This window comes from Bacillus sp. JZ34, from assembly GCF_053903205.1.
The window spans coordinates 4,015,375-4,036,831 of sequence record NZ_CP096403.1 but is presented as its reverse complement, the minus strand read 5'-3'; the positions used below and the strand labels follow the sequence as shown (position 1 = coordinate 4,036,831).

The 21,457-nt window shown below is 46.4% G+C and carries 21 protein-coding genes; 14 read left to right on the top strand and 7 right to left on the bottom strand.

The annotated features are described in order from the left end of the window. Positions 1–84 precede the first annotated feature (84 nt). Positions 85–1,482 (top strand): YcdB/YcdC domain-containing protein, encoded by a 1,398-nt coding sequence (locus tag M1D90_RS20390; protein ID WP_456283020.1) that lies wholly within the window; start codon positions 85–87, stop codon positions 1,480–1,482. A gap of 53 nt (positions 1,483–1,535) precedes the next feature. Here the strand turns inward: M1D90_RS20390 and M1D90_RS20385 are convergent, their stop codons facing one another. Then, positions 1,536–2,387 carry a sulfurtransferase gene (locus tag M1D90_RS20385; RefSeq protein ID WP_033155084.1) on the bottom strand — a complete coding sequence of 284 codons (852 nt, stop codon included), beginning with the start codon at positions 2,385–2,387 and terminating at the stop codon, positions 1,536–1,538. A 154-nt stretch (positions 2,388–2,541) separates the two neighbouring features. Here M1D90_RS20385 and M1D90_RS20380 point away from each other — a divergent pair, with 154 nt between their 5' ends. Continuing rightward, positions 2,542–2,970, top strand: a complete 429-nt coding sequence (locus M1D90_RS20380; RefSeq protein WP_023857795.1) for a cell wall hydrolase — start codon at positions 2,542–2,544, stop codon at positions 2,968–2,970. A 46-nt stretch (positions 2,971–3,016) separates the two neighbouring features. Here M1D90_RS20380 and M1D90_RS20375 read toward each other — a convergent pair whose 3' ends face one another. Then, on the bottom strand, positions 3,017–4,009 hold the full coding sequence (locus M1D90_RS20375; RefSeq protein ID WP_283931542.1) for an LLM class flavin-dependent oxidoreductase: 993 nt from the start codon (positions 4,007–4,009) through the stop codon (positions 3,017–3,019). 297 nt (positions 4,010–4,306) lie between these two features. Here M1D90_RS20375 and M1D90_RS20370 point away from each other — a divergent pair, with 297 nt between their 5' ends. Beyond that, the gene (locus tag M1D90_RS20370; RefSeq protein ID WP_456283019.1) at positions 4,307–5,665 is read left to right on the top strand and encodes a C40 family peptidase; all 1,359 of its coding nucleotides are present in this window, start codon (positions 4,307–4,309) and stop codon (positions 5,663–5,665) included. 51 nt (positions 5,666–5,716) lie between these two features. On the opposite strand, the gene M1D90_RS20365 is transcribed toward M1D90_RS20370, so the two are convergent. Both M1D90_RS20365 and M1D90_RS20360 read right to left on the bottom strand, forming a co-directional pair. Next, positions 5,717–6,529, bottom strand: coding sequence for an ABC transporter permease subunit (locus M1D90_RS20365; RefSeq protein ID WP_023857798.1), 813 nt, complete (start codon positions 6,527–6,529; stop codon positions 5,717–5,719). Beyond that, positions 6,526–7,413, bottom strand: a complete 888-nt coding sequence (locus M1D90_RS20360; RefSeq protein ID WP_105980689.1) for an ABC transporter ATP-binding protein — start codon at positions 7,411–7,413, stop codon at positions 6,526–6,528. The genes M1D90_RS20365 and M1D90_RS20360 overlap by 4 nt, the downstream gene beginning before the upstream one ends. A 148-nt stretch (positions 7,414–7,561) precedes the next feature. Here M1D90_RS20360 and M1D90_RS20355 point away from each other — a divergent pair, with 148 nt between their 5' ends. Together M1D90_RS20355 and M1D90_RS20350 are read left to right on the top strand one after the other, a co-directional pair. Continuing rightward, positions 7,562–8,149, top strand: a complete 588-nt coding sequence (locus M1D90_RS20355; RefSeq protein ID WP_023857800.1) for a TetR/AcrR family transcriptional regulator — start codon at positions 7,562–7,564, stop codon at positions 8,147–8,149. Positions 8,150–8,262: 113 nt separating this feature from the next. Further along, positions 8,263–10,158: a DUF2207 domain-containing protein gene (locus M1D90_RS20350; RefSeq protein WP_456283018.1), complete on the top strand. Its 1,896-nt coding sequence runs from the start codon at positions 8,263–8,265 to the stop codon at positions 10,156–10,158. A gap of 44 nt (positions 10,159–10,202) precedes the next feature. Here the strand turns inward: M1D90_RS20350 and M1D90_RS20345 are convergent, their stop codons facing one another. Both M1D90_RS20345 and M1D90_RS20340 read right to left on the bottom strand, forming a co-directional pair. Next, a complete protein-coding gene (locus M1D90_RS20345; RefSeq protein ID WP_456283017.1) occupies positions 10,203–10,691 on the bottom strand; it encodes a DUF4188 domain-containing protein in 489 nt (162 codons plus the stop codon). Next, complete coding sequence (locus M1D90_RS20340) at positions 10,684–11,247, bottom strand: PadR family transcriptional regulator (RefSeq protein WP_026580493.1); 564 nt, start codon at positions 11,245–11,247, stop codon at positions 10,684–10,686. The genes M1D90_RS20345 and M1D90_RS20340 overlap by 8 nt, the downstream gene beginning before the upstream one ends. A gap of 315 nt (positions 11,248–11,562) precedes the next feature. Between M1D90_RS20340 and M1D90_RS20335 the strand changes: the two genes are divergently transcribed. The 9 genes from M1D90_RS20335 (at position 11,563) to M1D90_RS20295 (ending at position 19,491) form a co-directional block, all read left to right on the top strand. Then, positions 11,563–12,165 carry a TerD family protein gene (locus tag M1D90_RS20335; RefSeq protein ID WP_020450063.1) on the top strand — a complete coding sequence of 201 codons (603 nt, stop codon included), beginning with the start codon at positions 11,563–11,565 and terminating at the stop codon, positions 12,163–12,165. A gap of 27 nt (positions 12,166–12,192) precedes the next feature. Beyond that, a complete protein-coding gene (locus M1D90_RS20330; protein WP_020450064.1) occupies positions 12,193–12,774 on the top strand; it encodes a TerD family protein in 582 nt (193 codons plus the stop codon). Between the two features lie 79 nt (positions 12,775–12,853). Then, the gene (locus M1D90_RS20325; protein WP_020450065.1) at positions 12,854–13,432 is read left to right on the top strand and encodes a TerD family protein; all 579 of its coding nucleotides are present in this window, start codon (positions 12,854–12,856) and stop codon (positions 13,430–13,432) included. A gap of 65 nt (positions 13,433–13,497) precedes the next feature. Then, positions 13,498–14,271 carry a TerC family protein gene (locus M1D90_RS20320; protein WP_020450066.1) on the top strand — a complete coding sequence of 258 codons (774 nt, stop codon included), beginning with the start codon at positions 13,498–13,500 and terminating at the stop codon, positions 14,269–14,271. A 92-nt stretch (positions 14,272–14,363) separates the two neighbouring features. Continuing rightward, positions 14,364–15,545, top strand: a complete 1,182-nt coding sequence (locus M1D90_RS20315) for an HpcH/HpaI aldolase/citrate lyase family protein (RefSeq protein WP_020450067.1) — start codon at positions 14,364–14,366, stop codon at positions 15,543–15,545. A gap of 150 nt (positions 15,546–15,695) precedes the next feature. Next, the gene (locus tag M1D90_RS20310; protein WP_003178729.1) at positions 15,696–15,917 is read left to right on the top strand and encodes a helix-turn-helix domain-containing protein; all 222 of its coding nucleotides are present in this window, start codon (positions 15,696–15,698) and stop codon (positions 15,915–15,917) included. A gap of 5 nt (positions 15,918–15,922) precedes the next feature. Then, on the top strand, positions 15,923–17,527 hold the full coding sequence (locus M1D90_RS20305; RefSeq protein ID WP_095292829.1) for a YceG family protein: 1,605 nt from the start codon (positions 15,923–15,925) through the stop codon (positions 17,525–17,527). Between the two features lie 16 nt (positions 17,528–17,543). Beyond that, a complete protein-coding gene (locus M1D90_RS20300; RefSeq protein WP_020450069.1) occupies positions 17,544–18,638 on the top strand; it encodes a toxic anion resistance protein in 1,095 nt (364 codons plus the stop codon). 151 nt (positions 18,639–18,789) lie between these two features. Next, positions 18,790–19,491, top strand: a complete 702-nt coding sequence (locus M1D90_RS20295) for a cytochrome c biogenesis CcdA family protein (RefSeq protein WP_105980690.1) — start codon at positions 18,790–18,792, stop codon at positions 19,489–19,491. 323 nt (positions 19,492–19,814) lie between these two features. Here the strand turns inward: M1D90_RS20295 and M1D90_RS20290 are convergent, their stop codons facing one another. Continuing rightward, positions 19,815–21,020 carry a nitrate/nitrite transporter gene (locus M1D90_RS20290; RefSeq protein ID WP_456283016.1) on the bottom strand — a complete coding sequence of 402 codons (1,206 nt, stop codon included), beginning with the start codon at positions 21,018–21,020 and terminating at the stop codon, positions 19,815–19,817. Positions 21,021–21,457 lie beyond the last annotated feature (437 nt).

The following is a 21,457-nucleotide window of genomic DNA, read 5'->3' as shown; positions in this document are numbered from 1 at the left end:
CCAATTATCTCAATTTTCATGAAACGATTAATGGTATATTTCGTATACATAAGGAGACGAAAATGAAAGAGAGGTAGACAGGATTTGGTTCGTGAACAGTTAAAACAAAAAGCGCAGTCCATCAGTAAGGTTCCCTCACATTATCAGCTCATGATCGAAGATTACGGAGAAAAGGACGAAAAAGAGAGGCCGGTTTTTTTCGTCTGGCAGGATATTGAAGAGCCGGATCAGGACATATCGGTAGAGTTAGATCATCACGGCCGCTTAATCAGTTTGACAAAAGAGTATGAACCGGCGGTCGAGGAATCTCTTCCGGAGGAAAGGCTGCTGAAAATCGCCCTTCAGTTTACAGAACAGCATTACCCGAGTGCGTTTCATGAATTTGTTTACCATGAAAAGAAGGAAACAGAACAATTCGTCCGTTTTACTTATGTTCAGACTGTCCTTGATCTTCCGCTGCCGCAAACAGGCTTTTACGTCAAGGTCGCCAAGAACGGAGAGGTGATGGAGTTTCGCTATAACGGTGGAACAAGCTCTTTCTCCATTCCAAAGCAGATCGCTGATAAGGAATCGGTGACAGCCGATTATCTTAAACATATTCAATTCGAATTGGCGGTCGAAAAAGTCCGCAGTGAGCTTTATGAAGGGGGAGATGATCGCCCGCATCTCATTTACGAAGCAGACTTACCGTTTTTCAGCTATCCTGCCGATATCACGGAAAAATGCCATATGAAGCCTGCGGCGGATGAAGAGGAAGAGGAGAAAACATTGCCGCTCCCTTTGCTGCCTGAGGCTGACCGTCATGCTGATATCGATGACATGATCGGCTATACTCCTTCGATGCGGAAAATCCGTGAAACCGATATGGGAGAGTCAATTGGAACGGTATGGCGCCTGGGAAACGATCCTGAGCCAAGAGACCGGAGTATAGCCGGCTACTTCGAAACATGGAACAAAAATACGTTGAAAATCATGAAAGATAAAAAGTCAGGGAAGCTCAAAGGGGTAGCTTCTTTCATCAAATCAGAAGGACACCTTTCCTTGAGCGTGGAAGACTGCTTGAAACGGGCGCTGCAATTTTTGTACAAGCTTTATCCCGGCGCAGATCAGCTTTTTCGAATGCATCCGGCGGAAAATGACGGGGACAGGCAAAACGCTTTTTTTCAATTTGATCTTCAATACAAAGAGGTGCCGTTAAGGCTTGGCTCTGCCAATATCAGTATCAGTCGGACAACCGGCAGGGTCGTCGGTTATAACGGTCCGGAAATCGAGCCGGGAGCGCTGGCCGATCTGAGTCCTTCGCCATCTATTTCAGAGGAAGAAGCGAAAGCGGTTTTTGCAGCGGCATTTGATGTGAAGCTGCAATGGGAAAGGGATTACAGTCGGGAAAAGGATGACTTCTACAGGCTTATTTACCGGCCGGTCTACCCGTACTTTATCGATGCCCATGACGGAAAGGCGTTTATGAGCAAAAACATGTAATAAACGGCGGCTGGCTAAGGCACAAAGGCCCCCGGCCGCCGTCTCTTGTAAGATCAGGTGTCGTCCTCTGTCCCAGTGGAGATCGGATGGTCGGGGTAGCTGATCCAATCGCTCCAGCTGCCGGCATACAGCTTCACATTTTCAAATCCGGCTTCTTTCAGGCCGAGCACATTTGGGCAGGCTGATACGCCCGATCCGCAATAGACGACAATTTCACTGTCCGGGTCTAAAACAGCATAGTGCTGTCTGAGTTGTTCTTTGCTTTTCCATAATCCGCTTTCGGTCAGATTGCCTTTCCAAAAAAAGTTTTTGGCTCCGGGAATATGGCCGGCCCGGTGATCGAGTGGCTCGTTTTCCCCTGTGTATCGGGAAGGATCACGCGCATCAATCAGGATGGAGCTTTTTCTGCCGATTCGCTTCAGCACGTCTCCGGCATCAAGGAGTTCGTTTTCTCTGAGCGCCGGCTTAAACTCGCGCTGGATAGGACGGGGAACCTCGGCGGTCATCGCATAGCCCGATTTGATCCAGTTGGACAGACCCCCATCCATAATATAGACGCTGTCATGCCCGAGGTAGTGAAGCTGCCACCAAAAGCGCGCTGCAAACATGCCGCCGCTGTCATCATAAACAATGACATCTGTTTCCCGGTCAATGCCGATTTTCCCAAGCTTTGCGGCCAGACGGTCAGGGTCTTGAAGCGGATGTCTGCCGCCGTGCACTTCCGCATTACGCGACAGATCCTCTTTTAAATCAATGTAAACGGCTCTCGGCACATGGCTTTTCGTATACGTTTTCCGGCCTTCGTCCGGTTTTGTCAAATGAAACCTCACATCGACAATAACCGTTTGGTCCGGATTTTCCCTTAATCGTTTGTATACCCATTCAGGGCTTTTCAATACTGACAATCCGATCCCTCCGCTCCCCTTTGTTTTTTCTCGGGTTCTGATAATAGAAGAATAGCTTTCTTTCAAGGGGAATGTCAAAGATAAATCCCGAAATCGTCATCACCTAAATGAAACAGAATATGATAAAGGTGACGACATCATGGGGGTGACTAATATGGCAGTAGTTAAGGCTTCTTCTAAAGATATCAATCTTTTGGCCAGACTTTTGAGAGCGGAGGCTGAAGGCGAAGGCGTGCAAGGAATGCTGATGGTCGGAAATGTCGGAATCAACCGCATCAGGGCAAACTGTTCCGACTTTGTGGGACTTCGCACCATTCCGCAGATGATCCATCAGCCGCATGCGTTTGAAGCCGTGACGCACGGTTATTTCTATCAAAGGGCACGGGAAAGCGAAAGGCGCTTGGCGCGCAGGGCGATCAACGGAGAGCGGCTCTGGCCGGCAAAATTCAGTTTGTGGTATTTCAGACCGGCAGGGGCGTGTCCCGCACAGTGGTATAATCAGCCGCATGTCGGCCGCTTTAAAGCGCATTGTTTTTATGAGCCGACAGCGGAAGAGTGTGAGAATGTCTATAATACGTTTTAATAAAAACATCCCTTTTCAACGGATTTTGAAAAGGGATGTTTTTTGATCAAAATAACTCTGCAAGTCTTTCGTAAGACTGCTTCTTATCTTCAAACCGGTAAACGTTCGTCAAAACCATAAACTCATCTGTTTGATATCGGTCAGAGAGCTCGAGCAGTTTTCTTTTGACCGTTCGAGGAGACCCGATCACCATACGGCTGCGGTTGTGGGCAAGCTTTTTTTTATCGGCAGCGGTGTAAGTGGCAGATCTTGCCTCCTCAATGCTTGGGACAAGACTGTCCAATCCTTTTTCAACTCTTAGAAGCCATAAATCCTGGCTCAAGCAAAGCTCTTCAGCTTTTTCATCGGATTCCGCACAAACGACGAAAACGGCGGCCAAAGATTGGGGGCGCTTAAAGAAAGGAGAAGGCCGAAAGCTTTCCCGATATAATTGAAAGGCGTTCCTCCCTCTTGCGGAATTGATGAAATGTCCGAATACGTATCCCGCTCCCATGTCACCGGCCAATTTCGCGCTGTTTTCTCCAAGCCCTAAAAGCCACACCTCCGGCGGCGAATCCGTCAAAGGGGCCGCTTTGATTCCGAAATAATCGTGTCCGGAAGGGACGGAATCAGTCAAAAAGCCCAACAAGTCTTGAAGCTGTCTCGGGAATTCGTCCAGGCTTTTATGAACCCCGTCTGTCAGCGCCAGCCTCGTTTTGGCTGTGCCTCCCGGAGAGCGGCCGATCCCCAGGTCAATCCTCCCGGGATAAAGGGCTTCAAGCTGCCGAAAGCTTTCAGCCACTTTAAAGGGACTGTATTGAGGAAGCAGAACACCGCCCGAACCGACGCGAATGTTTGCAGTTTTTGCCGCAATGTGTGCGATCATGATTTCGGGAGCGGTACTGGCAAGTCCGCGTGTGCTGTGATGCTCGGCAAACCAATACCTTTTGTACCCCCATTGATCCGCGAGCTCTGCCAGCTCTGCAGAATGCTTCAAGGCTGAATACGCATCTGAGCCTTTTGATATTGGAACCTGGTCAAGAACACTGAGCTGCATCATTTGTCACCGGCCTTCCTTTTCAGTAAGACAAGCATATGAAAAACAGCAGGAAGGGTCAAATCGAAGAGAATACGAGAGTTAAAACAAGATGAGTCAAAACATGACACTACTGAAACAAAAACGAAATATAAATGTAATATAAATTGACGCCTATTGTCGAAAATAGATGGTATAATAACGTCTGTACATCGGTAACGGATATATTAATCATAGGTCATAAGATTCATTTTTTAATAATGTTCAAGCGAATTTACATAATGAAAAAACAAGAATACATAAAGGAAAGAGGAGTAGAAAGTGAAAAAAAAGGTTTATACTTTTGGTTTAGCGTCGATTCTCGGAACAGCTAGTCTATTTACCCCCTTTATGAACAACACGGCATCGGCAGAAACCTCTCAGCAAAAACAAGAAATTCAGCAAAAGCGTTCTGAAGTGAATTCAGGCATCGAGGGCAAGCGGAAAGAAATCGCCAAGCTGCAAGACGAGCAGAAAAAGCTTGAAGCCAAAATCCAAGAGCTTGATAAAAAAGCACTTGAAACAAGCAACAAAATCGAAGACAAAGAAAAAGAAAACAAAAAAACCAAAAAAGAAGTGGAAGCTCTGAAAAAAGAAATCAAAGAAACTGAAAAGCGGATTGAAGAGCGTTCAAAAGTGATTAAAAATCGCGTGCGCAGCCTGCAGGAAAACGGCGGATCCCAAAACTATCTGAATGTCCTTCTGGGCGCACAAAGCTTCGGAGATTTTATCACTCGTGCAACGGCTGTTTCAACAATTGTTGACGCGGATAAAGACCTGCTTGACGAGCAGGAAAAAGATAAAAACAAGCTTGAAAAAGCAATGTCTGACTTAAATACAAAACTGGATGAAATCCAAAAAACTTTAGCCGATTTAAAAACGCTTAAATCGGATCTTGATAAACAGCTGAAAGAACAGGCGAACCTTTCTAAGCAGCTGCAAACGAAACAGGCGGCAGCAGAATCAGAGCTGAGCGATCTGAAAAAAGAAGCGGGCTCACTGACAAAAGAAGAAGCCGCTCTTGAACAAAAACTTAAAGAAGAAAGAGCTGCAGCGGCTGCAGCAGCAAAAGCGAAAGAAGAATCTGCTACGGCTGAAAAATCAGACTCAGGATCAACCTCAGGATCAACCTCAGGTTCAGTCAGCAAATCCAACGGATCGTCCAACAGCGGTTCTTCAAGCAGCAAGAAAAGCAGCAGCCCGTCAAGAAACTACTCTTCCGGTTCTGTTGTCAGCAGCAATGGAAACGCGATTGAAGCTGCCATCAGCACAGGTTCAAGCATCGTCGGCAGATCTCCGTACGTATGGGGAGGCGGACGTTCTCAAGCTGATATCGACAACCGTCGTTTTGACTGCTCATCATTCGTGCGCTGGGCTTATGCATCAGCAGGCGTAGAGCTTGGCTTCGGTGCGACAACAAGCACGCTTGTTGGCAAAGGACGAGCTGTGAGCGCGTCTGAAATGAAGCGTGGAGACTTGGTCTTCTTTGACACATACAAAACGAACGGTCACGTGGGTATTTATCTTGGCAATGGCACATTCTTGAACGATAACAGCTCACGCGGGGTATCCGTCGATTCTATGAGCAACCCGTATTGGAAGAAAGCCTTCAGCGGAGTTGTCAGACGGGTCGTTGAATAAAATATCATACAGAAACAAACGCCGTTCCTGATCGGGAGCGGCGTTTTTATATTACAGCGGCAAGTCGCGCTTTTTAAAGATGAGAATGCTGAGTGCGAAGGCGGCAAAACCGACCGCGGCAAGAACAAGAGACACTTGAGCGATATCGGCGCTCCCGTTTACAATATCGCCAGGTCTGAATAAAGAGAAAACCGACAGGCTCCTCATCCATTCCGTCTTTTCGCTTAGTTTGCCGAGCAAGTCGAAGCTGAAGAATAAAAACGTGATGCCTCCGGAAAGTCCGAGGGCTCTTTTTTCGTCATTTGAAATGGCCGAAAAGAGGAACGAGATGCCGCCGACGGCAAAGAAGAGCAGAAAGCCGAGCAAGTTCAGAACGAGAAACCTTGACACATTAAAATCGTAATCACCGCCCAGCATCAAATGGTAGCCAGCCAGCCCGGCCGCTGTCGTCACGGCCATAATGATCAAAAGACCTGTCGTTAAAACGGCTGCTTGGGTGAAAGCCACTTTGCCGCGCGTTGTCGGCGCAGACAGAATATAGGCCATTGACCCTTGATCCACGAGCTTTGCCAAAAGCTTAGTCGACAGCATGACAGAGAAGATCGACAAAATCACGATAAAGATTAAACCGTAATACTCTCCAGACATAAAATCTTCAAGATTCCCCAGTCCGTTTTCAAACCCAAAAGCATTGAGAAAGCCTTCCGGCATTGATTTGATCATTTTCTCAATATCCTCCGCATTGCCCGCGATGCTTGGATAAATGCCCAGTATCAAAAGAATATAGAAAGCGGAGCCTGCCCCGTAGCTTATGATTCCTTTCATGTTTGTTCTCATCATTTGTTTGTACAGGGAGAAGTTCATTTCACTGTCCCCTTTCTGTCATAGTAGTTCATGAAAATCTCTTCCAGGCTTTGTGAAGAAGAATCAATGTGCCGAATGTGATATTTGGCGGTTTCTTTAATAAATTGATCATGGTTCCCTAAAACGGCCACTTTGACACGATTGTCCGTCCGGGATTCGATTTGCAGATCCGAATTCATGAAGGCGGGAATGTCGCCCTTGTTTTCAAATGTAACTTCGAATACCTTTCGCTGCATCGACTGCAGTTCATGGATATCTTTGACGGCAATGATGATGCCGTCTTTTATAATGGCGGCTCTGTCACAGGTTCGTTCGATTTCAGGAAAGCTGTGGGAAGACATTAAAAACGTCGTTCCTCTCGCTTTTTCTTCGAGCACGATTTCAATAAACACTTTTTGCATCAGCGGATCGAGGCCTGAGGTCGGTTCATCAAGAATGATGACTTCAGGGCTGTGCATAAAGGAAGCGACAATCCCGACTTTTTGCTTCATTCCTTTCGACATTTTTCTGATCGGCGTATGAACATCGAATTGGAGCCGTTCGATGAGTTCATTGCGCTTAGCTGTATCTTTTAAACCATGCATGTTTGCCATGAAATCGAGAAATTGTTTTCCCGTCATTCCTTCGATAAATGCAATCTCTCCGGGAAGATAGCCGATATGCCGCTGAATGTCGCCTTGATGATTCCGGATGTTCATTCCGTTTACTTTGATATCGCCTTGATCAGGCTTCATAAACCCCATGATATGTCGAATGGTTGTTGATTTTCCAGCTCCGTTTGGACCTAAAAATCCAAACACTTCACCTTTTTGAACATGAAATGAAACATCAAATATACCTTTGCCATTGGAAAACTTTTTCGTAAGACGTTCAACTGTCAGCATGTGACACCTCCAAAATGAAAATTATGAAATAATAGTGATTAATAATTACAAAACTAATTTTACGTTCTTATGAACTTTTTTGTCAACGGAATTAGTGAAATATTTTTATGTTATAATTTCATTAAGAAAGATATGTAAGGATGGTTATATGAACGGATTTGAAAAAAGGGCTTTGCTGATTAAAGAGAAAATCAAAAAGACGGCTTTGGATATGCTCAAAACATGGGAGCCAAAGCGCATCCGGATAACCGATATCGCAAAAGCGGCAAATGTTTCGCAGGTGACGATCTATAATTACTTTGGAAGCAAAGAAGCGCTCCTGAAAGAGGTTTTCAAAGACTATATCGATCAGTCCATCAGCGATTTTGAAGAATATATGAACAAAGATATTTCCGTTAAAGAAAAGATCGAATTGATGATTTTGCAGAAAAGGGAAGCCAATAATCAAAAATTTGCTCTAACGGTCGTCAAAGAGGTGATGATCGAAGACAGTGAAATAATGGATTATGTAAAGCGGCAATACGATGAAAAAATCATTCCCCTTATGCTCCAAATGATTGAAAAAGGTCATCGGTCAGGCGAAATCTCTCCCAAGATCACCGCGGAAAGCTTTCTCATCTTTATGAATATGATCATTGAACATTCAAAAACTCTGGGTGAAGCCTTTGAAAAAAACAGACAGTTTACAGAGGAAATGATGCATATTTTCTTTTATGGCTTGTGCGGCAGACCGTAGATGTGCTTTTATAATAAAATTGTCATCTCTGTCATTTCTGTGAACCGCTGAAACAATTTCCTTGCTTTTCCGTATATAAGGCAGATACAAAAAACGAAAGGATTTACTAAACGATGAAGCACTCCTTTTTCTTTTTTATGTTCATTGCCTTTTTTCTCGTCACAGGCTTTTCTGAAGCAGGCAAATCCTTTTCGATCGAGCGGGCTGATATACGCGCGACAGTAAAAGAAAACGGTAATTTAAGCGTAGAGGAAGTTTACACATACGATTTTAAAGGCTCTTTCGAAGGGGCGACAAGATCGTTCAGCGAAGAAACCGCGAGCCGCTTGAAGAATTTTAAAGCCTATCTGCTTCCCAATCATCAAAAAAAAGGCGATCAAGCCATCCCGTTGAAGACAAAGAAAGAAGACGGGACTTATTATGCTTATTCGGCATCAAAGGATGAAACAAAAAAAGTGATGTTTCGCTATGTGATCGAAGATGCCGCCCAAAAGTTTGAAGACACGTCGATTTTGATTCATTCATTTTACCAAAAGGCAAATACGGATTTCGGCCGGGTAAAGATTGAAGTGCATCTGCCTGATTCGGTAAAGGCACGTGATATTCATGCGTTTTTGCGTGAAAAAGGAAACGGAAAGATTACGAAGGTGAACGATTCATCAGTCATCTACGAGACAGGACTCTATCGCGCAGGCACGGGCTCGGAACTGAGGATATATTTTCCGCAGAGCGCCTTGAAAGAGGCGGTCCGGCACCCTTCTTATCAGACAAAGGATGAGCTGCTGAAGGAGGAGAAAGACGAGGCGAAACGCTACGCCGATCGGGATGAACGGATTGCCGGCGCAGACAGGATGATTTGGATATTTTCGGGGATTGTCGGGTTCATGGTCATCATGGCTGTCATGCTTTCGTTTTTGAAGAAGAGACGCCGTGCCATGCTTTCGCTTGCAGAACTCGAGTCCTTAGATCCTGTACTTGTCGCTTTTCTTTACAAAAAAGGCCGTTTCACAGACCGTGATCTCCTGGCCGGCATGCTTTCGCTTTATCAACGGGGATTGGTCACTATGCGGAAGGTACAGGCGGAAGAAAGGTTTCTTGACGATCCTGAGGCGCCTGATGACACATACCAATTCGAATTTTCCGGGAGCAAGGCGGATTTGCCAAAGCCTGATCAGCTCTTAATTGAAAAACTTTTTGAGCAAACGGGCAGCGATACCTATATGTTCAGGCTGGATTCCCTCAGCGGGCCGACTGAGGAAGAATGCAAGCATAAGGAACAGCTGGGCAAATATGAACGAAAGAGGATCATTCTTCAAAACGTGGTTCAAAAATGGACGGAAAGTGTCAGACAAGCGCCTGAATTCAAGGAGCTGTTTCAAGAAAACCGCTGGCTGAGAATGCTGTCGCTTTCACTGCTTTCGGTCCATACCGGACTCCTGCTCTTTATCCTGTATGCAGACGTGGTGCATCAGGCCGGATTCATGGCGGCTTGCGTCATATTTGGCTTTGCACTGTCGGCGGGCATTGTTCTTGCAAAATCAAAGCTGTATACGATTTTGTTTTTGGCCGGCTTGTTTTTAGCATCTGTGTTTATCGACAGCATCCATACCATTTTGTATTACGGCATATGCGTCGGGCTGTCTATCTTATTGATTGCCTTCATTCCGGCCGTAAGAGAGAGCAGGTACGCTTCCATCTGCCGAAGATCGATTCTTTCTTGGAGAAACCATCTGAGAAAAGAAGATTTGTTTTCAGGGAGAAGCCTGTCTCAAAACGAAAAGACGATGATCTATGCAATTGTGCTTGAAGTTGAGGATGAATCTGCAGGATGGTTTAATCAATCAGCAAGCAGGCTTGATTACGCTTCCCCTGTCCTGGGTATGGCCGCAGCAGGCTGTTTGCATTATCCGTTTTACAGCTGGCAGCTGCCGTCTTCACAGGAGCACGCCGGGGCATATGATGCGGGCGGTCCCGGAGCGGGCGGAGGCGACGGGGCAGGAGCTTTTTAAGCAGAAAAGGAGCCTATCGGGTAACCGATAAGGCTCCTTTCTGCTTATTTCCCCGCTATATCTGATCCCCGCATTCGCTGCTCAGCGGTTTTGATTCTGCTGGTGACAGGTTGATGTCCGTACGCTTTTGCCAAGCCGAACAACGGCATGTTATGGTAAAAAGCCTCATAGCGCCCTTTTGGAACTGTATACGTTTCATGATAGATGCCAACGGCTCCTGATGCGGCAGTTTTCTGATAAAAACGGCGCCAAGCCGCCATATGTTTATCAGCCTTTGCATATGCTGTCAAATCTTCGAAAGAACGCCAATATTGAATGAGAAAAATCGTCCTGAAATTGATGGATGATTCCGTTGCCAGAAAGCCGAGGTCTTTGTTTTGATGAAGCTCTTTTATCATAGGGGCCATGGCGGTAAAAACCGGCCACAATTTATGAACAGCATGCCACTTGTTTATTCTCATCCCGATCACAAATACAACGACTTCATCTTCAGGGGCGGCAGTAAAAGGCTTGTTGATGATCGTTTTACCCATTGGTCCCTTCCTTTCCATTCAGCCGGTTGATTGTGGCTTCACACCATTCAATTCCGGCCGAGGTGGTGCGTTTTCCATAATCCAAAGTGAAAAGCCAGTACTCTCTGTCCTTTGAATGGGAGCTGCATGAAAGAATTGACTGCTCGATTGCTTGATATGCCTCAAGCCGTTCTTCAAGCTTTCGTTGGTACTCCTTGACTTTCAAAGCGGTTTTCTCCCGCTCTTCTTCCTTGCTGAAAAACAGCTTCAGCAAAAATTCGTTTTTTTCTGAGGCGATGCCATTGATCGGTTCTTCAAGCCAGCTATGCAGCGCTTTTTGACCTTCATCGGTAATCAGGTACTCTTTTCTGTCCGGCTTTTTGTCCGAGAGCGTCGGAGATGCAGCGACCCAGCCTGCTTCTGTTAATTGGCGCAGCGCGGGATAAATTTGGCCGTAGCTGATTTTCCAAAAATGATTCAAACTTTGGTCGATCATTCGTTTCATTTCGTAACCCGTCCGGTAGCCGGCCGTAATCAATCCAAGGAGAGCGTAAGTCGTGTGATTTCTTTTTGTCATACATACCGCCTTCTGTATCTTTTTGATATATATCTTTTAGATATACTATACCAAACACGATGACTTCGTGCAATCGCTACTATTGTCGTCTCTCTTTTGGCCAGGATGAAAAGATGATAAAAAAATATCGAAAAACCGCGAAACTTTCCCCTGAATCTTTCCGTATATATAGTTAAGCAGGTTAAATAAAGATTCATTGGTCTTGTAGTTGTGAAGATATGAATCACGCTGGCGTGATAATTGGATCTATCAAACTCTTATTCTCATCCAGCACTGTGATCTTGAAAGTCATGATTCAACGGAGGAGTGAACAGTTTGGCTATTTCTTTAGAGAAAGGTCAGCGGATTGATTTAACAAAAGGGAAAGCGGGGCTTTCGAAGATTTTGGTCGGTCTCGGCTGGGACCCGGTAGCATCCGGAAGCGGCGGTTTTTTTGGAAAGCTGTTTGGAGGAGGAGCCCCGAATATTGACTGTGACGCATCCGTGCTGATGCTGGAAAACGGAAGAGTCACAGAGAACAAGAACGTCATTTATTTCGGAAACTTGAAGAGCAGATGCGGCAGCATCGAACATACCGGAGATAATCTGACAGGGGAAGGCAGCGGAGATGATGAACAAATCATCGTAGATTTGCAAAAAGTTCCTTCGCATATTCATAAGCTTGTCTTTGTCGTGAATATATACGATTGCGTGAAACGAAGCCAGCATTTCGGAATGATTGAAAATGCCTTCATACGCATCGTTAATATGAACGATCGCGTGGAGATGGTCAAATACAATCTGCGGGACGATTATTCTGGACGGACAAGCCTGATCGCGGGCGAGATTTACCGTGACGGCGCCGAGTGGAAATTCACCGCTGTCGGAGAAGGCACAAACGATACGAGCATTACGGAAATCGTCAAACGCTACGCCTGACATTCATAAAAGAAATGGGGAGATAACATGGCAATTTCATTAGCGAAAGGACAAAAGATCGATTTAACAAAAACAAATCCCGGATTGTCGAAAGTCGTCGTGGGCCTTGGCTGGGACGTCAATCAATATGACGGCGGCGCTGATTTTGACCTGGATGCGAGCGTGTTTCTGCTCAATGCAGAAGGCAAATGCGCTTCTGAAAAGGACTTTATTTTCTATAATCAGACCGAAGGCGCAGGCGGAGCTGTCATACATACAGGCGATAATCGAACAGGTGAAGGCGAAGGAGACGATGAGCAGGTAAAAATCAATTTGAATGCAGTGCCTGCCGACATTCAAAAGATTTCTTTTGTGATTACGATTCATGAAGCGGAAGCGCGCCGCCAAAACTTTGGACAGGTGTCAAATGCTTATGTTCGCGTGATCAATGAAGACTCGAATGAAGAGTTAATCCGCTATGATCTGGGTGAAGATTTCTCGATTGAAACAGCGCTGATCACGGGAGAGCTGTACCGTCACGGAGAAGAATGGAAATTCTCAGCGATCGGCTCAGGCTATCAAGGCGGACTGGCGAGGATCGCCACCGATTTCGGCCTGCAGGTCGGCTGATTTTGACGATCCGGACAGCAGTCGCCGCCCTGGCGTCCGTTTGTCCGGTCCCTGACATTTCTTAAAGGAGGTCCTATCGATGGCGATTCAATTATCTAAAGGGCAAAGGATCGATTTAACGAAAACGAACCCCGGTTTGACGAAAGCGCTGATCGGTTTAGGTTGGGATACAAACAAATATACCGGCGGCGCCGATTTTGATTTGGATGCGTCGGCTTTTCTTGTCGATCAGAACGATCGTTGCATCAATGAACGCGACTTCGTCTTTTACAACAACCTCGAGCATCCGAGCGGCGCCGTGATCCATACGGGTGACAACCGGACAGGAGAAGGTGAAGGCGATGACGAGCAAATCATCGTCGATTTCTCAAAAATACCCGACCATGTTGAAAAGATCGGCATCACGGTGACGATTCACGAGGCGGAAAGCCGCAGCCAAAACTTTGGACAAGTCTCAAATGCGTTTGTCCGGCTCGTTGATGAATCAACAAATGAGGAGCTGCTTCGCTTTGACTTGGGAGAGGATTTTTCGATTGAGACAGCGGTTGTTGTTTGCGAATTGTACCGTCACGGAGCCGATTGGAAATTCAATGCGATCGGCAGCGGATTTTCCGGCGGATTGGCATCGCTTTGCCGCAACTACGGCCTGCAAGTCTAGTTTTGCCGGCTGAATCACGTTTGCGTGGTTCAGTCTTGCTTTTTCATCATTAGGAGGTAACCAAAGTGGATTTATTTCATCATATTATGTCAGTTTACGCCTCATTTTTCGATTGGGAAATGTGGGTGGAAGTATTAACGGACCCCGTTTCCTGGGGGCTGATCGGCTCGCTGGTCGTGCTGGAAGGGCTTTTATCGGCGGATAACGCTCTCGTTCTCGCCGTCATGGTAAAGCACCTACCGGAAAAACAGCGCAAAAAAGCGTTGACGTACGGTTTAATCGGAGCCTACTTCTTTAGGTTTCTATTCATTGGACTTGGTATGATCCTGATTAAATTCTGGTGGATCAAACTGCTCGGAGCCGCATATCTGGCATGGCTCGTCATCAAGCACTTCTTCATCGGTGAGGGCGATGATGAATCAAACGCCATCAAAAAAGACAGCTGGATGGTACGCGTTTTCGGGGTCTTCTGGGCGACTGTCATTTCGGTAGAACTCATGGATCTCGCATTTTCGGTGGACAGCATCCTGGCGGCATTTGCCGTATCTGAAAAGGTATGGGTGCTTCTGATCGGCGGCATGCTCGGCATCTTAATGATGAGAACCGTTGCGAAATTCTTCCTGACGCTGATTGACAAAGTGCCTGAACTTGAAGCAACGGCCTTTGTTTTAATCGGGATCATCGCACTGAAAATGGCTGCGAGTGTATGGCATATTGAAATGCCGCACAGCGTCTTCTTTATCATTCTGATTATCGCTTTTGCCGTGACATTCATCATTCACTATATGAACAAGCAAAAAGCTGTGAAAGAGCAAACGGCGGCGTCAAAGGAAGAATAACAAACTGCAAAACATAAAGGGGGGAGTATATCTGCTCCGCCCTTTTTTACATCAAAGGGGTGTATGATTCTTATTCAAAGAAGGTGACCCATATGCAATACTTTGATTTTTTATCCGCCTCTCAAAAAGAAGATGTCTTTTTCAAACTGCCGGGTTCGGTTACTAAAGACTCTCCGAAGCACATTCTGGAGCATGCGCTTGGAGCTGCGCTTTATGTTCCGGGGAACCGAAAAGATATAGCAGATGTCATGATCAATAACAAGTATCCTGAGCTGTGCTCGGTCGTTTTTTGCCTTGAAGATTCGATCGGCGATTGTGAGGTTCTCCAGGCTGAAAACAATCTTGTCAGTCAGGCCGACATGATTTACCAGGCGCAAAAACTGCAGAACATCAGCGGCGATGTGCTGCCGCTGATGTTTATCCGGGTGCGGGAACCTGAGCAAATGCTCGAATTGGGCAACAAGCTCGGCCGCGCGCTTCACTTGTTTACCGGATTCGTATTTCCGAAGTTTTCGATGCTGAATGCGGAGCACTATCTTGATACTTTAACGAAATTGTCGCAAGAATCCGGCATTGTGCTGTACGGAATGCCGATCTTTGAGACACCCGACCTGCTGGCAATGGAAACGAGGGCAAAGGCGCTTCAAGAATTAAAATCAACGCTGGGCTTTTATCAAGATATCGTTCTGAATATTAGGATCGGCGCGACTGATTTGTGCGGTCTGTATGGGATAAGAAGAAAACCGGAAACGCCGATTTATGACGTTTTGGTCATCTCTGATTTCATCAAAGATATCGTCAATTATTTCGGCTTGCAATTTGTGATTTCGGGGCCTGTCTGGGAGTACTTTGAAGATGCTTCGCGAACAGTTCAGACTTTTGGGCCGAATTGGGCTGATGCGGGGGAATCTTCGCTTGTGATCAATCGGTATATAGACGGATTGATCAATGAAACGCTTCTTGATCTGGCCAACGGCATTCACGGCAAGAGCGTGATTCATCCGTCACAAATAAAAGCGGTCCAAAGCCTGCACGTTATATCAATGGAAGATTATCTGGATGCCCTGAGCATCGTCGAAAGTGCCGACGGCACCCGAGGCGTTGTGAAAAGCTCTTTTTCAAATAAAATGATCGAAATCAAGCCGTACCTCAGCTGGGCCAAAAAAATATTATTAAAGGCTGAAATCTACGGTGTATATCATGAAAACCGCAGCTATACAGACATACTTAGAGCGTCCAAACCGCTTTCAAATCTTGGATCGTTCGGAAGTTAGGCCGGGCCGGGTGTTGAGAAATGGGCAAAGCGCCTTTGCTGTATAAATGCCGCACCATCACTCCGGTCTCAAAAATAAGAGCCGCAGACGGCAATCATATATTGTGAATATTCTCAGGAGAAAACAAATGAATGTTTAGGATGAACAGCCATGATGAAAATAGTCGATCTCACGAGCAGCGAGATTCTCAGTTCCCAGCAGGCTTGTGAAGAGTGGGGGATTGATTCGTCTACGCTCCGAAAGAGAGCGCATGATTTTCCTGCAGGAACAATCCGAAAGTTCGGGACAACCTATGCCGTAACAAGAGCGGGCATGTGTGCCGTATTTGGACGGAAAAGTGACACTGACTCAGAAGAAAGGGGAGACGGCTGAGCGCTATGAATCAAGAGATTAATATTCAAAACGCCCTGGTCAATGATGATGAATGGAAGCAGATCATCAAGAAGCCGCTGCCGGAGAGAACCCCGTATGAAAAAAACGGACATCTGATGATAAGCCGTCTGGCGGGACGGATTCTCGGAACGCCGCACGATGAAACGGATTACTACATATATCTCCATGAGCTGTATGAGTCCGGTGATGTGCATGTGTTAAGCGAGACGCTTGATAAGACCATTTCTCCGGAAAGGTTTCAGGCCATACAGCGCATCCATATGGTCAATCAGAAAGAAAAAGGGCTTTCCGTCAATCGGTTTGCCGCTTTTCTCGACGGGGAGCAGCTCATTCCTAAGCACCCTGACGCCGCGATGCACCGCCATTTAAGGAAGGCGCTTATCGAAGTGCTGCAGATGTTTCAGTCCTTTCATGAAAAAGGATTGAACGATTCGGAGTTTCGCCGGGTCCTCCTCGACCTTGTCAAATGGATGGGCAATCATTTGGAGAAGTGGCTGAAAGAAGCCGACTGCGAAAATGCGATGCCGAAAGTGGTTTGGTATGGGGACACCACAAAGAGCCAACGGTATTTTTTATACTATTTGATGCTTGTCGGATGTGATGTGCTGCTGTTTCATCCGGAGGGAAAAGACGAATTTCGGCAGCTTGATCCTGAGCAAAAGCTTTCTTTTGTTTTCACATACCCGGGCACGTCTGCATTAGAGCCGTTCCCGACTGAAAAGCCTCAGCGAAAATCAACGGTGGCGTACCGTTCCGCGAAGGAGCTGGATACTGTTCTGCACAATGAGGATTCGCTCATGTACAAACCTTGGCAGTTCAGGGAGCATACCCCGGTCTCCGTGACTTTGAAGACCACGTATGATGAACTGTTTTTAATTGCGAAGGAACGCGCCTTTATCAGACCCGATTTTCAAGCGTCTCAATCAACGGTCAACATTCCGAACTTATTCGCGATGGTCATGGGCGTCTCCAGCAATGAAAAAGAGTATTGGGACCGTCTGCAGACGCTGACGGAGTATAAGGAGTCGCATACGATCCGACGCTTCCCGTTTACAAAGGAAGAGACGTCCAATTATCAATTCCATTACAGCCATGCGCTTGATCAAACGGGGGCGATCGATCCGGGCCGATTAATGGAGAGCAATATATGGCGCTACAAGCATTTGCCTGAGGGAGTGCAGCGCGGCATTGCCCAAGCGGTTTCCAGGCTGTGCAAAAGCCCGAAGATGCTGGCCTTGAACAATGAAAAATCAGCCGATGTGCAGCTGTATTTGTTTACCCAGGCGGTACAGCTTCCGGCAGCGCTTTTGAATATGATTCAGACATTTGACTATTCACAGACAGTGCCGAAGCTGATCTTGTACCACACTGAACAGACGGGAACACTCACCCGTTCAGACGCGGCCGCCTTGCTTTTGTTAAATGAAATCGGCATCGATATCATCATCTATAATCCGCCGGGCTATAAGTGTATTGACCGCTATATCGATGGACAGCATTTCGATACCCATTGGCTTGATGACATGTCCTTCAACCAGGAATTTAAAGAGCCGTCAATCGTCCGGAAGTTCATCAATAAAATCTTTTAAGGAGGGAGCCACTCTGATGGCAAATCCAAATGAAACAAGCATCGTCAATATCAGCAAAGAGGAAGAGATCACGATTGAAAAAGCGGAAGACATCCGTGCCAAACTCCGCCGGGAGCCCGATGTGCAAGCTCTGACACGGCAAATTGACGTAAAAAACCAAGTGGAGCTTTTAGAATTCGGAAAAGAGCCCGCTCTTGAAATATCCAAGTTCTCAGACCGTATTCTCTCTATGATGAGAACAAACAGTGTGACAGATTCAGGTGCGATGTTGACGCAGCTCGGTAAAATCATGGACCGCTTTGACAAGAATGACTTTGAAGAACAGAAAGGCCTGCTTTCCAAGTTATTTAAGCGCGGCAACAGCATGATCGAGAAAATATTTAAAAAATATCAAACGCTCGGCGGTGAAATCGAAAAAATCAACGTCGAAATTTCGAAATATAAAGATGAAATGACAAAATCGACCGTGACGCTTGATGAAATGTATGAAAGCAACCTCAATTACTATGTGGAGCTGGAGAAATACGTCGTAGCCGGCCAGATGAAAATAGAAGAATTGCAGCAGCTCATCCCTGAATATGAAGCGAAAGCGGCCAGCGGTAACCAAATGGCACAGATGGAGCTTGATACGCTTCGAAATGGTATTCAAGCGCTGGAAGAACGGGTGTATGACCTCGATATGGCGCGGATGGTTGCGATTCAAACCGCGCCGCAAATCCGTCTGCTCCAGCGCGGAAACACAAAGCTGATCGGAAAAATCAACTCGGCATTCATCATTACGATTCCGATTTTCAAAAACGGCATCATCCAGGCGGTGACCGCCAAGCGCCAAAAGCTTGTCGCCGATTCAATGAGCGAACTCGACCGCCGCACCAACGAAATGCTGAAGCGAAACGCGGAAAATATTTCGAGCCAGTCCGTTGAAATCGCGAGAATGTCCGGAAGGCCGAGCATCGATATTGAAACGATCGAACAGTCTTGGAATACGATTGTCAAAGGCATGCAGGAGACGAAGCAGATTGAAGATGAGAACAAACGCCTGCGCGAAGAAGGGGCAAAACGCATATTGGAACTTCAGGACAATATGAAAAAAGCCGCTTTAAACGGTTAAAAAGGATAGTGAAGAAGCCGTCCGCCGGATGATCTGGCGACGGCTTCAAATATACAAAAAATCACCGCCATGATAGGCGGTTTTTTATGTTATGCTAGAGAAAGAGAATCACATGGTAAAAAATATATAAACATGAAGGGGATGGAAGTATATGGCCGCTTTATGGCTGGCATTCGGCGGCGGTTTCCTGTCGTTTATTTCTCCGTGCTGCCTGCCTTTGTATCCATCATTTATTTCCTACATCACCGGGATTTCGGTCAGCGATTTGAAAGACCGAGATGCAAAGCGCATCAAACAATCGGTGATGATTCACGCGGCTGCTTTTTTGGCCGGCTTTTCTGTAATTTTTTACATATTGGGTTTCTCCGCCAGCTCGTTTGGCCTGCTGTTTTTGCAATACCATAACTTGATCCGCATGCTGGGTGGAATATTTGTCGTCGTCATGGGCCTGTTCCTCCTCGGCGTTTTCCGGCCGGCTTTCATGATGAAGGAGCGGCGCCTTTCGTTTAGAAGAGGGAAAATAGGCTTGTTGAATTCAATGCTTGTCGGAATGGTTTTTGCGGCGGGCTGGACGCCGTGCATCGGGCCTATATTCGGAACGATCGCATATGCAAATTTTCAGAACCCTGATTTTGGGAGCGCATTCATGATGATCACCGCATATTCTCTAGGTTTTGCCATTCCTTTTTTGCTCATGGCGTTTTTTATCGGAAACATCAGGCCGCTTATGAAATATTCGAATATGCTCATGAAAATCGGCGGCGCGCTGATGATCGTCATCGGCATCCTGCTTTATACGGACAACATGATATGGATGAATATCTGGTATTCGAATTTGACGAATCTCTTTTGAAAAGCTTCCCGCGCCGCATTATGCGAGTAAGATTGTGAAAAACAGCAAAATCGCGGAGGATATCATGTGCTTGTTTGATCACTCATTTAAGGGACATGAGGATTTAGCAAATCGATTTTGGAAGGTTCGCAAATCTGAAGAGCCAAACGGGCTTTATCCGCTCGATAGCGGGATGCTGGAATTCGCGAAAAAAGTGCTTGAATCTTCATTTCAACAATCGGGAGGATCAGGGGGATATACGCTGCTTCTATTCACACGAGCATCCAATCGTCACGGTCCTGGCAGGAATAGAAAACCGCCCGAAAAGAATCGAGCGGCTCCCTTTATATTCGAATTGATTTCTCCTCGGTTTTCCACTGTTTTTTCCATCCGGCCTGAGCAAGCAAAAGCAGTCCGAGTGCCAAAAATGCGATAACGGTAAAGGTGAGGAATCCGCTTGAATACGTACCCGTGATTTGCTTCAGCGTTCCGAGAATATTCGGGAGGAAGAATCCGCCGATTCCCCCCGCAGCGCCCACGACTCCCGTCACCATCCCGATCTCTTGCTGAAATCGCTGCGGTACAAGCTGGAATATCGCGCCGTTCCCCATCCCGAGGCAGCCCATGCCGATAAATAATACGGCTGTGACAACGCCAAGAGACGGGAGCATACTGACTGAGAACATGCACAGAGCCACCCCGATAAAGAGGAATTGCAGCAGACGCACGCCGCCGATTTTATCGGCAATCAACCCGCCGACAGGGCGGAGGCAGCTTCCCGATGCAACGACGAGCGTGACAAATTCGCCGGCCCTTACCGCCGGAACGGCATACTGGGATGCAAAAAAGTAGCTTAAAAAGTTGGACAAGCCGACAAAACCTCCGAATGTTACGCTGTAGAGAAGGCAAAAATACCAAGTGTCCCTTTCTTTGAAAACAGCAAAATAGTCTTTGAGCGGTTTAGGCGCCGGCTGATTCGGAGGTTCTTTTGCCATAAGGAAATAGCTGAATAACACGAGTATCAGAGGAATCAGCGCCAATCCCATGACGCCGTTCCAGCCCACTTGCTCCGCCAGGCGAGGGCCGAATAGTGTAGCGAGCAGTGTTCCGCTGTTTCCCGCTCCGGCGATCCCCATGGCAAGGCCTTGCAAGTGCGGCGGATACCAGCGGCTCGCCATCGGAAGGGATGCGGAAAAGCTTGCGCCTGCCACACCGAGTAAAATTCCGATGATATACAGCTCGGCGACCGATGAACCGAACTGCCACCCCCATATCAGCGGAATCATCGTCAGCAGCATTCCGCCAATAGCCGTTTTTTTCGGTCCGAAACGGTCGGTTAAAATGCCGAGCACAATCCGGAAAAACGATCCGGCCAAAGTAGGTATGGCGACAATCAATCCGACCTGTGATGGAGATAAATCAAAATCAGCCGTAATATAAACACCAAGCGCCCCCAGCAACACCCAAATCATAAAGCTGACATCGAAATATAAAAAAGATGACAACAAGGAAGGCGCGTGTCCGCTCTTCCTCAAATCCGCCAATTTCAATTGCAACACTCCCCATCCGATAGATTCTAGAATTTATCATGACAAAATAGAATAGGGTTGGCAGTATTTTTGTCAGCTTTACTAACAAACTAAAAGATTGAATATTTAAAATGTTAATTTGGACGGCATTATACCCGGCGATGATTGAATGTTGCTGAAGATTTGATGTGTTATGACTGTTGAAAAGGGGAAACTTAGATTGGAATGGGCCTGATGCACTTGCAGATAAAGCAGTCTTTTGCAGCACGTTTACCAATTTTTCTTTAGCTGTAAGGCATATTTTTACCAAAAAATGTACAAATTTAAGGAAGAAGTATGTAGAGACACAAAATAGACATAAATAAAAATGTATATCACTTGAAAAAGTATGTGAAGTATTGCACAATATGAATGTGAAGAGTTTCACAAACAGCTTAGATTTTAAAACAAACGGCAAA